Annotated in this window: 12 protein-coding genes; 6 read left to right on the forward strand and 6 right to left on the reverse strand. The window is 64.3% G+C overall.

Annotated elements, in window-relative coordinates; all coding sequences use genetic code 11:
* Position 1 precedes the first annotated feature (1 nt).
* Both ppk1 and KF759_RS03755 read right to left on the reverse strand, forming a co-directional pair.
* Complete coding sequence (ppk1, locus tag KF759_RS03750) at positions 2-2,080, reverse strand: polyphosphate kinase 1 (protein ID WP_291223058.1); 2,079 nt, start codon at positions 2,078-2,080, stop codon at positions 2-4.
* A 56-nt stretch (positions 2,081-2,136) separates the two neighbouring features.
* The gene (locus KF759_RS03755; RefSeq protein ID WP_291223059.1) at positions 2,137-3,873 is read right to left on the reverse strand and encodes a M48 family metalloprotease; all 1,737 of its coding nucleotides are present in this window, start codon (positions 3,871-3,873) and stop codon (positions 2,137-2,139) included.
* Positions 3,874-4,041: 168 nt separating this feature from the next.
* On the opposite strand from KF759_RS03755, the gene grxC reads away from it, so the two are divergent.
* Positions 4,042-4,305, forward strand: coding sequence for a glutaredoxin 3 (grxC, locus tag KF759_RS03760; RefSeq protein WP_291223060.1), 264 nt, complete (start codon positions 4,042-4,044; stop codon positions 4,303-4,305).
* Entirely contained in the window at positions 4,302-4,670 is a 369-nt protein-coding gene (locus tag KF759_RS03765; RefSeq protein ID WP_291223061.1) for a carboxymuconolactone decarboxylase family protein, read from the forward strand. The genes grxC and KF759_RS03765 overlap by 4 nt, the downstream gene beginning before the upstream one ends.
* Before the next feature lie 17 nt (positions 4,671-4,687).
* Here the strand turns inward: KF759_RS03765 and KF759_RS03770 are convergent, their stop codons facing one another.
* Positions 4,688-5,803, reverse strand: coding sequence for a hypothetical protein (locus tag KF759_RS03770; RefSeq protein WP_291223062.1), 1,116 nt, complete (start codon positions 5,801-5,803; stop codon positions 4,688-4,690).
* 162 nt (positions 5,804-5,965) lie between these two features.
* On the opposite strand from KF759_RS03770, the gene KF759_RS03775 reads away from it, so the two are divergent.
* A complete protein-coding gene (locus KF759_RS03775) occupies positions 5,966-6,976 on the forward strand; it encodes an isocitrate dehydrogenase (protein ID WP_291223063.1) in 1,011 nt (336 codons plus the stop codon).
* A 342-nt stretch (positions 6,977-7,318) separates the two neighbouring features.
* The gene (locus tag KF759_RS03780; protein WP_291223064.1) at positions 7,319-8,347 is read left to right on the forward strand and encodes a hypothetical protein; all 1,029 of its coding nucleotides are present in this window, start codon (positions 7,319-7,321) and stop codon (positions 8,345-8,347) included.
* A gap of 94 nt (positions 8,348-8,441) precedes the next feature.
* Here the strand turns inward: KF759_RS03780 and KF759_RS03785 are convergent, their stop codons facing one another.
* From KF759_RS03785 to KF759_RS03795, 3 genes are all read right to left on the reverse strand, one after another.
* Positions 8,442-9,839: a PhoH family protein gene (locus tag KF759_RS03785; protein WP_291223065.1), complete on the reverse strand. Its 1,398-nt coding sequence runs from the start codon at positions 9,837-9,839 to the stop codon at positions 8,442-8,444.
* A gap of 83 nt (positions 9,840-9,922) precedes the next feature.
* A complete protein-coding gene (locus tag KF759_RS03790; RefSeq protein WP_291223066.1) occupies positions 9,923-10,384 on the reverse strand; it encodes a peroxiredoxin in 462 nt (153 codons plus the stop codon).
* A 2-nt stretch (positions 10,385-10,386) separates the two neighbouring features.
* The gene (locus tag KF759_RS03795; RefSeq protein ID WP_291223067.1) at positions 10,387-10,974 is read right to left on the reverse strand and encodes a glycine cleavage system protein R; all 588 of its coding nucleotides are present in this window, start codon (positions 10,972-10,974) and stop codon (positions 10,387-10,389) included.
* A 201-nt stretch (positions 10,975-11,175) separates the two neighbouring features.
* Here KF759_RS03795 and dapA point away from each other — a divergent pair, with 201 nt between their 5' ends.
* Positions 11,176-12,075, forward strand: a complete 900-nt coding sequence (gene dapA / locus KF759_RS03800; protein WP_291223068.1) for a 4-hydroxy-tetrahydrodipicolinate synthase — start codon at positions 11,176-11,178, stop codon at positions 12,073-12,075.
* A 33-nt stretch (positions 12,076-12,108) separates the two neighbouring features.
* Entirely contained in the window at positions 12,109-12,753 is a 645-nt protein-coding gene (locus KF759_RS03805) for a hypothetical protein (RefSeq protein ID WP_291223069.1), read from the forward strand.
* Positions 12,754-12,785: the final 32 nt, after the last annotated feature.

Consider the following 12,785-nt stretch of genomic DNA (forward strand, 5'->3'; position numbering starts at 1 on the left):
CTTACCGGGTGTAGTGGGCAAGCAGCATCTGCTGCGCGCTGTGCGGCGGCGCACCGTCTGGCTCACTGCGCTGGTAACTGCCATCACTTTGCAACAACCAGGCCTGGGTGTTGTCGGCAAGGTAGTTGGCCAGCGTTTCGGCATGCACGCGCCGCGCCATCTCGGGGTCGCGAATCGGAAAGCAGGTTTCGATCCGCCAGCGCAGATTGCGCTCCATCCAGTCCGCGCTCGAGCAGTACAGTTCGGGTGCGTCGTCGTTCTGGAACCAGTAGACGCGGCTGTGTTCGAGGAAGCGGCCGATGATCGAGCGCACGCGAATGCGCTCGGAAATGCCGGGTAGTCCCGGTCGCAATGCGCAAGCGCCGCGCACGATCAGATCAATCTCGACGCCAGCCTGCGAGGCGCGATACAAGCGGCGGATCACCTGCCGCTCGGTCAGCGCGTTCATCTTGGCGATGATGCGGGCCGGACGCCCCTTGGCGGCATTTGCGGTCTCACGCTCGATCTTCTCCATCAGCACCTTGTGCAGGGTGAACGGGGAATTGAGCATGCACTTGAGCTTGATCACCTGACCCAGTCCCGACAGTTGCAGGAACAGAAGGTGCACGTCTTCGCCGATGTCGGCATTGGCGCTCATCAGGCCGAGATCGGTGTACAAGCGGGAGTTGCCGTGATGGTAATTGCCGGTCGAAAGGTGGACGTAGCGGCGCAGGACGCCTTCTTCGCGGCGGACGATCAGCAGCATCTTGGCGTGGGTCTTGAAGCCGACCACGCCGTACATCACCTGCACACCGGCTTCCTGCAGGCGATTGGCCAGACGCAAGTTGGCTTCCTCGTCGAAGCGTGCGCGCAGCTCGACCACCACGCTGACGTCCTTGCCCATGCGCGCGGCGTCGATGAGGCATTCGACCAGCGGCGAGTCGTGACCGGTGCGATACAGCGTCTGCTTGATCGCCAGCACTTCGGGGTCGAGGCTGGCCTGACGCACGAGCTCGATCACCGCGTTGAAGGATTCGAATGGATGGTGCAGCAGGATGTCGCGTTCCGCGATCGCGTCAAACAGGTTTGCGTTGGCGGCCAATGCAGCGAGCGGGCGCGGCGAAAAGGTGGCGAACTTGAGATCGGGACGCTCGATCTGATCGTAGACTGCATTGACGCGGTTGACGTTGACGGGTCCTTCGCAGCGATAGACATCGGTTTCGCCGAGGTCGAAGTTCTGCATCAGGATTTCGGCGACCGCCTTGGGGCAGTTGTCGGCCACTTCGAGTCGCACCGGACGCGCGAAGCCGCGACCCTTGAGTTCGTCGTGCAAGGCCACGGCGATGTTTTGCACTTCGTCCTCGTCGAGCACCAGTTCGCTGTTGCGGGTGACGCGGAACTGGTATGAGCCTTTGACCTGCATGCCCGGAAACAACTCGTCCATGAACTCGTGCAGCACGCTGGAGAGGAAAACGAAATCGTGCGTCGATGCGGCAACCGCCGCGGGCAGGCGAATCAGGCGCGGCAACGAACGAGGTGCGCGCACCAGGGCCATGTGTCCCTCGCGGCCAAAGGCGTCCTTGCCGCGCAGGACCACGGCGAGGTTGAGGCTCTTGTTGAGAATGCGCGGAAAGGGGTGCGCCGGATCGAGCCCGAGTGGCGACAGCACCGGCAGGATTTCATTGCGGAAATAGCCTTGCAGCCAGCGTCGTTGCTTGTCGCTCCAGGCTTGGCGTTGCGCAAATCGGATGCCTTCCCGTGCGAGCGCCGGTTGCAGGGTCTTGTTCCAGCATTCGTACTGCGCCTGCACCAGGGTCAGGGTGCGTTCGCGTATGCGCGCGAGCACCGCTGCGGGCGGCATGCAGTCAGGTCCGAGGCGGGCCTGCACGAGACTGGACTGCTCGCGCAGCAGAGCCACCTGCACCTCGAAGAATTCATCGAGATTGGTGCAGGAAATGCACAGATAGCGCATGCGTTCGAGCAGCGGCACGCTGGCGTCCTGCGCTTGGGCGAGCACGCGGAAATTGAACTCGAGCTGGGCGAGTTCATGGTTGAGGTAAAGCGAGGGGTGGTCCAGCTCCGGACCGGCGGCCTTGTTCATGGTTTGCATGTTGGCACGTAATCGATGACGCCGGCGTGACAGCCGCGCGGCCAGGATCAGAACGCGGTTGGGCGACAACAGGCGAGCTTGCTGTCCTTGCTGTCGGGTTCGCTCGGGCTGCCGCGTTTGCGCAAGGCGAGTACCTCGGGCGTCATGCGCGCGATGCGCGCTTCGACCCGGCTGCGTTCGTAGTAGGACAGGTCATCACGCTTGGCCAGCGCCTTGAGCTGGTTGAGCGCGTCCTCGGCATGGCCGGTCAGCCAAGCGGCTTCGGCGAACGCCTCGGCGGCGCGTACCTTGTCACCAGCCAGTTGGTTGGCGCGGGCGAAGGCGCGCTGCAAGTCGGCGTCGTCGGCATTGCGGGCAAGCAAGGGGCGCAGCAGATTAAGAGCCTTGCGCGCGCTGTCTGCGTCGGCGCGACCGAGCAACGCATCGGCATAGGCGAGGGTAATTGCGCGATTGCCCGGAAAGCCGCCATGCAGGCGTTGGTAGAGCGCGAAGCTCTCGCCACCTGCGCCGGATTGGTTGAGCGCGTCGGCCAGGGCCAGTTGCAGAGGCAGCGAATCGGGTTCGGCGGCGATCAGTGGCCGCAGCTGGCCAATCGCAAGGCGGGCCTGCTGGGTACGTGTCAGCGCCAGGGAATAGCCATAGCGGTTGGCGGTGGTGTCGAATTCGGGATCGTCATGGAGATTGCGGGCGTAGTAGTCACGCACCGTACTCGTTACCGGTGCCGACAACACGCGCGTCCGTTCGCGCATGAGCAGGAAGTAGCGTTGTGCGGCGGGGTCATGGGGCGCGCAGGCAGTGACGGTGACTTCAGGCAGGGCATTGCCTTCGCCTCGGGCCGCGACACGGGTCGTGGTCTCGACGGGCGCGTCTGCCGGTGTTGCCGGGGGCCCATCCATGGCTGGCGTTTCCACGACAGGAAGGGGGGCGAGATCGAGATTGAGTGCGCCCTGCCTGATCGCGGGCGCCGCGCGCACGGCACGCGCAGGTTGCGGGCAACCCAGTTGCCGTGCGCGCTCCTTGGCTTCGGCAATGCGTTTGGTGTCGACTGGATGGTCGAGCAGGAATTCAGGGATGTCGATGCCATTGACGCGCATCACTTTCTGCAATTCCTGAAATGCGCCAGCCATCGCGTTGGGGTCGAAGCCCGCACGCGCCAGCGTCTGGATGCCGACGCGATCGGCCTCGGCCTCGTCGCTGCGGGTGAAGTTGATCTGGCGCTGGATCATCAGCGATTGACCGGCGACCAGGGCCGCCGGTGCCGCATCATCGGTGCGGCCGGCAGCGGCGATCATCACGCCGACCATTGCCAGCATGATCGGTATCGACATCTTTTGTTGATCTTCAAACGCACGCAGGATGTGCAATTGCTGCACGTGCGAGATTTCGTGGGCAAGCACGCCGGCGAGTTCGTCTTCGCTGCTCATCGCATTGATGAGGCCGGCATTGACTGCGACGTAACCGCCTGGTGCGGCGAAGGCATTGATGTCCTGCTCGCGCATGATGAAGAAGGTGAAGCCCGAATCCGGCCGTTGGCTCGCCGCAACCAGGCGGTAGCCGAGCGCGTTGATGTAGTCGGCGAGCAGCGGATCGTCGAGCACCATCTCGTGGGCACGCATTTCCGCCAACATGCCGGCGCCGTATTCGCGCAATTCCTGTGGCGTTGCCAGCGCCGCGGCGGAGCTGCCGATGTCCGGGAGCTTGACGCCGCTGCCAGGCTCGCCGGCGCCCGCGAGGGTGGCCAGGCAGGCGGTGATGAGGGCAGTGGCAAGAGTATGCAAACGCATCGGAAAACCAGACGGCGACAGTGCTCGTTCGACCACCTTAGCGCGCGCGTGTTCATGCCGCCAGCCGCCCGCGCGGCGTGCGCAGGCCGGGCGCTCAGGGCTGATTCATCGGCGCTTGCAAGTTCCTGCGGCAGCATCCAACCTGCGCGCCACGGGAGGCAGCAGACGATGAGCAGAATCGAGGTCTATTCCACCGCCAGTTGTCCGTATTGCGTGGCCGCCAAGCAGCTGCTGGCGCGCAAGGGCTTGGCATTCGACGAGGTCCGCATCGATCTCGAACCGGCGCGGCGCGAGGAGATGCTTCAGCGCGCCGCGGGTCGGCGCACGGTTCCGCAGATTTTCGTCAATGACACCCACATTGGCGGTTTCGATGATCTGGCTGCCGCCGAGCGCAGCGGTCGTCTCGATGAGCTGACCGGAGTCGGCCAGTGAGCGAACGAATCCGCGATTTCAATGCCTTCCGCAAGCGCCTCAACGAGCGCATTCTCGGCCATGACAATCAGGTCGTGCGGCGCTTTTTCGCACTCGACACCCAAACCTACAAGGCTGGTGCGCTCGATGTGCGCACCAAGGAAATGCTCGGTCTGGTCGCCTCGCTCGTGTTGCGTTGCGACGACTGCATCAGCTATCACGTCGGCAAGTGCCTGGAAGCAGGCGTCAGTGAGGATGAGTTCTTCGAGGTGTTCAGCGTCGGTCTCGTGGTCGGCGGCTCGATCGTGATCCCGCACCTGCGTCGCGCGGTCGATTTTCTCGATCAGATGAGCGCGCAGCGCAGCGAATCGAACGTCGAGACCTGAGCGCAGATGCCGTCTGCTTATTTCGTCTGCGGCACGCGCAACAGCTGCACCCTCGCGCCATCTCCGCCTCGACCGACCAGACGATCAATGCCGATGCGGTCAAAATCGGCAAGTACGGCCCCGGCAACCGCAAGGCTGCATAGAGTGGCCGTTCGGCGGACTGGATCAACGGCGCAGGAAAGCTCGGCATCGGCATCGGCGTCGGCAAAGCGGGCATCGGCGGTTGAAGTACCGCCGCGCGACAGCAGGCTGAACTGGCGTGGCGCGGATTCGGCGTCGGACACCAGCACCCAGCGTCCGGCGAGGTACGCAAGCGAATCAGCACTGCGCGCAAACGCAGTTCGGGCCAAGTCGAATGTGCGCAGCTTCGGGCCTGCATCGGTGTCTTCTTCGAACAGCCAGGCGCGCGCCTGCGACGGAGATTCGAACTCGATGTCCAGGCGCGGCCCGGGGCGGGCAGCAGGTTGCTTGCCGGCATCGCCGAACAGCGCCTCGCCGTGCTGAAGTTCGAGCAGATCGACCGAGGCGACACGACCTTGCTGATGCGCGGTGCCGAAATACCAGACAGGACTGCCCTGCGCGTTGAAGCCGAAAACGTTGACCGCGAGCTGACTGCCCTGCGCCTCGATACCGACGCCACTGCCGAGGGCGATCGCCGATCCCGAGCCCTTGGACTCCCGCGGCCACCAGAAGCCGTTCTCGGGTACCGGCCCCGTGCGTCCCGGCTCTGTTTCGAAGATGCGGAACGCGAGCAGGCCGCCATTCTGGTCGCGAACCAGAAGTCGATAGACCTGCCCGCGCGGGAGGGCGCGACCGCTGAGCGCGGCGATGTCGGCGGTCAGGGTGAAGGCAAACTGACGGTGTTGCGCGCAGCCGGTCGAAGGCAGGTTCAGGCGCAGCTCGATATCGCTGCCGACCACGCTGGCACCACTGATCGTGGGGGTGCAGTTCCGCGCGGCGTTTCCGTTCAATTCGAATACCAGTGAACCCGGCGCGGATTGGAAGCTGGATGACTGCTTGGCAATGCGCACGAGCAGGCCGCCGTCGGGCGCCGCTGCCAGCATGGATGCCGGAAGCAGCAGGGCGAGTATGCCCACGGCCATGCGCAGAGGCCGGGCGAATCTTGTAAGCATCTGGAACATTTGGGGATAATGCGCGACTGCGCCGCGCGGGACAAGACCGCGCGGCTCCAAGTTCGATCAATCTTCCCCCCGTTTCGACCTTCGGTCCTGACCGTGCGGCGATGTGCCGTCGACGCAGGCTGGAGCTGCGATCCAGGCGCCAGGAGTTTCCCAATGAAGACGACAATCGCGGTGATCCGCGGTGATGGCATCGGCCCAGAGATCATGGACGCCACCCTGCATGTGCTCGATGCGCTTGGCGTCGGCCTCGACTACGAATTCGTCGATGCCGGCCTGGCCGCCTACGAAAAAACCGGTGAGCTTCTGCCGCAGGCGACGCTCGATGCAATCGCCCGTCACCGCATCGCTCTCAAGAGTCCGCTGACCACGCCGGTGGGTGAAGGTTTCAGCTCGATCAATGTCGAATTGCGACGCCGCTTCGACCTGTATGCGAATGTGCGCCCGGCCATCTCCTTTCCCAACACGCGCTCACGCTTTCCCGAGAACGTCGATCTCATCACCGTACGCGAGAACACCGAAGGCGCGTATGCCGGCGAAGGCCAACAGGTGTCCGAGGATGGCGCCACGGCAACCCTGATCCAGAAGATCACGCGGCGCGGTTCCGAGCGCATCGTGCGCTATGCCTTCGATTTGGCCGCACGCAGCGGCCGGCGCAAGGTCACGATCGTGCACAAGGCCAACATCCTCAAGTCGACCTCGGGCCTGTTCCTCAAGGTCGCGCGTGAAGTCGCGGCGCAGTATCCGTCGATCCAGTGCAACGAATTGATCGTCGACAATTGCTGCATGCAACTGGTGATGAAGCCAGAGCAGTTCGACGTGATCGTCACCACCAACCTGTTCGGCGACATCATCTCGGATCTTTGCGCCGGCCTGGTCGGCGGTCTGGGTCTCGCCCCGGGAGCGAACATCGGTGCCGACGCGGCGATCTTCGAAGCCGTTCACGGCTCGGCCCCCGACATCGCCGGCAAGGGCATCGCCAATCCCTGCGCCCTGCTGCTTGGCGCGGCGCAGATGCTCGACCATCTCCAGCGCCCCGAATTGGCCGTGCGCCTGCGCACCGCAATTCGGGCCACGCTGGCCGCAGGCGATCGCCTCACGCCCGATCTGGGCGGCCAGGGGACCACCACGAGCTTCGCCGCTTCGATTGCCTCGCGGTTGAGCTGATTCGCTAACACGGAATCCGAGCCGTGTTGCATTTTGGAGACGCCTGATGGTGGGCAGGGGCTTGCATCCGCCGCGGGAAATGTGCCGGAAATGTGCGATTTTGCTTGCTTTTTGGATACGCGGCGCTTGACTTGTGTTGCATTTTCGCCAACGATAGCTCGTCATCGCAGCAACACCTTCCAAATGGGGCCGCCGCAAGGCATGCGGACGCAACGCAACAAATCAGGGAGATGGATGGGAGCGCTCGGCACAGGGCTGGCGCTTCCGTTCTTTTGCGCGTCGCTGCAGGCTTCGCCCACTCCCGGCGCCGATGCCATGCAGGCAGCCGCCAGTTCATCGGTCATGTCGCGCTGGCACGATTACGCACGGGCGAGCATCACACCCCGGTTTTCGTGGGCATTGCAGCCGCAGGCCTTTGCAGTGCCCGATGTGCGCGACAGCTATTTCGAAGCACCCGAGCGCCCTTCGCTTCTTGGAGCGCTCGGCAATGGTCCAAGCCGGATCGCGGTGTCGGTGGCCACCGGCCTGGTCGCCGATACGCCAAGCGTCGTGCCGGCACAATCCTCGCAATTCTCGGCCCTGCCGTCAGCCGGCTTGCAGCGCACCGTGGTTGCGCCGAGCCTGGTGACGCGCTGGGGCGATGCCGGGTCGGTCAGGCTGACCGGAATCCTTGCCTATCAGCGTTTCGCCAGCATCGACATCGGCACCAGTTCCGGTTGGAGCCAGCTTGCGGCGCCGGTGAGTTCCTCGTACGGCGCCGGTGCGCGCGTCGACTTCGATAACTGGCTCGGCGAGCGCTTGCGCTGGAATGTCGGCGTGCAGTCCCGCGTCGGCATGAGTCCGATGTCCAATTACCGCGGCGTGTTTGCCGACAGCGGCGATTTCGACATCCCGGCCAGCGCCTCGGCTTCGGTCAACTGGCTGCTGACGCCGGATTTCTCGCTCGATGCCGGCGTGCAGCGCGTGCAGTACAGCACGATCAAGCCGTTTGCCAGCACCAATCTGCCGCGTCGCTTCCTCGCCCTGCTCGGTGACAGCTCGAGCCCGGTGTTTGCCTGGCGCGATCTGGATATCTACAGCGTCGGTTGGACTTGGCACCAATCCGAAATCGGCAACCTGCAGATGCGCTACACCACGCGCCAGCAGCCGGTGCCGACGTCGCGCCTGCTCGCCGACGCCCTCGATCCGGTTACCGCCAAGCGCATGCTCGCGCTCGGCTGGTGGCGGTCGTTTGGCCCGTGGAACCAGCTCAGCCTTCAGGCCAGCTATGCGAGTTCTCCGTACTATCTGCTGATGCCGACCTATGTCGCGCATGACGATGCGATGGCCGGTCGTTTCGAATTCCAGGCATGGTGGACGTCGCGGTTCTGAGCGCGTGACGGCCGCTGCCCGCGGCCGCGCTTGTGCTGTTTAAGATTCAGCAGGGCCTTGCCGCGGCGGGCACGTGGCCCGCCGCGCTGCGTGCTTACAGGACTTCCGATGCGTAGTCGGCCAGACGCGAACGCTCACCGCGGCGCAGGGTCACGTGCGCGCTGTGCTCCCAACTCTTGAAGCGGTCGACCGCATAGGTCAGGCCCGAAGTCGTCTCGGTGAGATAGGGCGTATCGATCTGTTCGACGTTGCCGAGGCAGATGATCTTGCTGCCGGGGCCGGCGCGCGTGATCAAGGTCTTCATCTGCTTGGGCGTCATGTTCTGCGCTTCGTCGATGATCACGTAACGGTTGAGGAAAGTGCGTCCGCGCATGAAGTTCATCGAGCGGATCTTGATGCGCGAGGTCAGCAGGTCATTGGTGGCAGCGCGGCCCCAGGCGCTGTTTTCCTGCGGATTGGTCAGCACTTCCAGGTTGTCGGTGAGGGCGCCCATCCACGGCGTCATCTTTTCTTCTTCGGTGCCAGGCAGGAAGCCGATGTCCTCACCGACTGACACGGTCGCGCGCGTCATGATGATTTCGCGGTAACGCTGCTGGTCCATCACCTGCGCCAGCCCGGCCGCCAGTGCCAGCAAGGTCTTGCCGGTGCCGGCGGTGCCAAGCAGGGTGACAAAGTCGATTTCGGGATTCATCAGCGAATTGAGCGCGAAATTCTGCTCGCGGTTGCGCGCCTGAATGCCCCACACGGTATGCGAGCCGTGGCGGTAGTCGTCGACGATGCGCAGCAATGCCTTCTTGTCCTTGACCTGCTGCACGCACAACTCGACCTCGTCGTCGCCGGCCAGATAGAGGTTCTCGTTGGGATGCCAGTCCTCGCCCTTGCGCATGCGCACTTCGTAGTAGGTGTGACCACGTTCGGTCCACGAGCGCAGTTCCGGGTGACGATCCCAGAAATCGGCTGCGAGCTGGCTGACGCCGTTGTAAAGCAGGCTGAAATCATCGAGCGCGCGGTCGTTCTCGTAGTCTTCGGCCGGGATCGCGTGGATCTTGGCCTTGATGCGCAGGTTGATGTCCTTGGACACCAGCACCACGGCCTCGCGCGGTCGCGAATGGCGCAGGCTGACGATCGCGGCGAGGATCAGGTTGTCGGGCAGGGTGTGGGTGGCACGCTTGTCGGCGACGACGTGGGCGGTGGTCTGGAAATAGAGCCTTCCCGGCTTGCCGCGACGCCCAAGCTGCAGACCCTGCGGCATGCGCAGCTCGACGCCTTCCTCGATCGGGCGACCATTGGCGCTGACCATGAGCTCGTTGAGGAAACGGCTCACCTGGCGCGCGTTGCGTGAGGTTTCCGAGGTGCCCTTCTTGGCGGCGTCGAGTTCCTCGAGCACGGTCATCGGGATGAACACGTCATGTTCCTCGAAGCGGAACAGCGCGGTCGGGTCGTGCATGAGCACATTGGTGTCGAGTACGTAGATGCGCTTGCCTCGGGTCATGCGGCGCCCTTGTCGGAAGTTGGATGGATTGGAGGTGCCGCGGGTACGCGGCGGATTGGAAGCCTGGCGCGCGCGTGGCGTGGTCACGGGTGGCTGAGCCGCTCCAGCACGGCATCGACATGACCGGGCACCTTGACGTTGCGCCATTGTGCAACCAGCACGCCTTCGGAATCGATGAGGAAACTGCTGCGGATCACGCCGACGAACTTGCGTCCGTACAGCGTCTTCTCGCCGAGCACACCGAAGGCTTTGCACCAGGACTCGTCGCTGTCGGCGACCAGCGGGAAAGGCAAGTCGTGCTTGGCGCGGAAGCGTGCATGCGAGGCCACCGAATCACGCGATACGCCGATGATCGCGCAGGCGAATTTGCGGAAGCGGGCTTGCTGGTCGCGGAACGCGATCGCCTCGTTGGTGCAGCCGGGCGTGTTGTCCTTGGGGTAGAAATAGACCAGACAGTGCGCTCCGCGCAGATCCGCCAACGCCAGTGTCGTACCGTCGTCGATGACGCCGCGCAGACGGGGAACCTTCTTGCCGATTTCGAGCATGGTCAGAATTTCATCGGGTCCATGATGGCATCGAGGTTGAGTCCGTCGCAGAACTCGAGGAAGTCGTCACGCAATGCGGCAATGTGCATCGTGTTGGGAATCCCGATTGTGATCTGGGCAGAAAACATGTCTGCGCCCGTCTGCATTGCGCGGTAGCGCGTCGATTGCAGCTGTTCGATGGTGATTGATTGGCGCGCGAAGAATTCGGCGAGCTGGAACAGTACGCCCGGCTTGTCGGCGGCAATCACCTCGACCACGTAGGGCAGCAGGCTTGCCTGGGGCTCGCGTGCGCTGGTGCGGAAATGGGTCAGGTGCAGCGCGCCGTCGCGATCGAGGCGACCCAGCGCGTTCTCGAGCTTGGCGATCGCATCCCAGGCGCCTTGGGCGAGTGCAAGAACATGCAGCTCGTTGCCGAGCGTGCTCACGCGCGCCTCGGCGACGTTGCAGCCGCATTCGGCGATGCGTTTGCTCAAGGCAAGGAAGGGCGACTGACCGGGTGTGCCGAAGGCGCTGATCAGCAGATGATTCTCGCTCGATGTCGGGCGCGGGCCCGCACTGGCCGCCGGAGTCTGCTTGCCTGCCTGCTTCACGTCACCGTTGCCTGCACGTCCGAAGATGGATGTTGCGCGGTCAGAATACTGGTGCGCCGCGGGGCTCGCAAGCCGAAACCGCGAGCTGCGGATGGATGCGCATCGAATGATGTTTGCGCTGGGCTTTTCCACCTTTCATGCGTGGACTTGGCGCGGCAATGGCTCGTACCATGGTCAGCTTGGCATCATCAGGTTGTGCCCATGTCCCTGTCCGGCAGCATCTGCGCATTGGCCACGCCGTTTCACTCGCGTGATGACACGATTGACGGCGCGGCGCTGCAGCGCCTGATCGATCTGCAAGTTGCCGGCGGTACGCGCGCCTTGGTGGTTGCCGGTTCCACCGGTGAGGCGGCGGCGCTCGATGAAGCCGAGTTCAGTCAGTTGCTGGCGTTGGCCGTGCGGCACATCGGCCAGCGCGTGCCGAGCATTGCCGGCACCGGCCAGTCGGGAACGCAACGCACGATTGCACAGACCCGTCGCGCGCGTGATGCCGGCATCGAGTATGCGCTGGTGGTGGCGCCTGCCTACGTACGTCCGACCCAGGAAGGGATGTATCGGCATTTCTGTGAAGTCGCCGATCACGGTGGCCTGCCGGTGATGCTCTACAACGTGCCTTCGCGCACGGCCTGCGACCTGTTGCCTGAAACCGTGGCGCGCCTGACCGCGCATGGCAACATCATCGGCATCAAGGAAGCCGTGGCCGATCCTGCGCGCATGCAGGCCTTGTTGCCCTTGCGCAGCGAGCGGTTCTCGGTGTTCTCTGGTGATGACGGCAGTGCCACATCGGCGATGCTGGCCGGCGCGGATGGTGTGGTCTCGGTTGCCGCCAATGTCGATCCGGCACGCATGGCCCGACTGGCGGAGGCCTGTGCCGACCATTCCGAGGTGGCGGCCGTGCTGGAGCGCGAACTGCAGCCGTTGTTCACGCTGCTCGGCTGCGAGCCCAATCCCATCCCGCTCAAGTGGTGCCTGTCGCGCATGGGGATCGGCGAACCGCACCTGCGGCTGCCCTTGCTTCCCCTCGGCACGCGCCACCACGCGCATGCGGATTCGGTGCTTGTGGGCCTGGGACTGGTCGAGCCGGCTGCCGTGGTCGGGTAGACTACGATGATTCACCGACGACGGGATCGACCTGTGAGACGCGCCACCATTGCCTTGCCTGCCGCGATTGCGGCCACCCTGCTGCTTGCCGGTTGCGGCTATTTCACCCGCCAGTCCGACCGTCGCGCGAACGAATACAAGAGCGCGCAGGAAACCCGCCCGCTTGAAGTGCCGCCTGGTCTGGATACACCAAATGGCAACTCGGCTCTGGTGGTTCCGGCGGCAGGATCGCCGTCGCCGATGATGCGCAACGCCAGCGCGGAATCCGTGCCGCCGATGTCCGCCGTGGAGGGGGCGCCGCCCACCGCGATGGGCGCTGCGGGAGGCACCAGCCTCAGTGGCGATGGATTGGACGTGAACGACACGGTGGCGAGTACCTGGTCACGCGTCGGGCTTGCGCTCGAGCGCTCGGGCGCAGCCAAGGTGCTCGGACGGGATGAGTCGGCCAGCACCTACACGATCGAGACGACCGGCCAAACCACGGTGCGCTCGGGTTGGTTCAAGCGCGCAATCACCCTGGGCCGTGCCGGCAACAAGGTGACGGCAAAAGTCGAGCTGACGGTGCGTGTCGCCGCCAGCGGCAGCGGCAGTCGCGTCAGCGTCGAGGGGGCCGACAACGAAGCATCCCGCGATGCTGCGCGCGCCTTGCTGCAGACTTTGCGCGAGCGCCTGTCCTGAGATCGGGAGACTGCGACCGCTTGTGTCGCAGC

It is taken from the genome of Dokdonella sp. (assembly GCF_019634815.1).
Lineage (GTDB): Bacteria > Pseudomonadota > Gammaproteobacteria > Xanthomonadales > Rhodanobacteraceae > Dokdonella_A.

Bases quoted from the DNA above. Each gene is read 5' to 3' on its own strand.
- ppk1 (WP_291223058.1), bottom strand. From the start codon at position 2,080: ATGAACAAGGCCGCCGGTCCGGAGCTGGACCACCCCTCGCTTTACCTC.
- KF759_RS03785 (WP_291223065.1), bottom strand. From the start codon at position 9,839: ATGACCCGAGGCAAGCGCATCTACGTACTCGACACCAATGTGCTCATG.
- KF759_RS03755 (WP_291223059.1), bottom strand. From the start codon at position 3,873: ATGCGTTTGCATACTCTTGCCACTGCCCTCATCACCGCCTGCCTGGCC.
- KF759_RS03780 (WP_291223064.1), top strand. From the start codon at position 7,319: ATGTCGCGCTGGCACGATTACGCACGGGCGAGCATCACACCCCGGTTT.
- KF759_RS03775 (WP_291223063.1), top strand. From the start codon at position 5,966: ATGAAGACGACAATCGCGGTGATCCGCGGTGATGGCATCGGCCCAGAG.
- grxC (WP_291223060.1), top strand. From the start codon at position 4,042: ATGAGCAGAATCGAGGTCTATTCCACCGCCAGTTGTCCGTATTGCGTG.
- dapA (WP_291223068.1), top strand. From the start codon at position 11,176: ATGTCCCTGTCCGGCAGCATCTGCGCATTGGCCACGCCGTTTCACTCG.
- KF759_RS03770 (WP_291223062.1), bottom strand. From the start codon at position 5,803: ATGCTTACAAGATTCGCCCGGCCTCTGCGCATGGCCGTGGGCATACTC.
- KF759_RS03790 (WP_291223066.1), bottom strand. From the start codon at position 10,384: ATGCTCGAAATCGGCAAGAAGGTTCCCCGTCTGCGCGGCGTCATCGAC.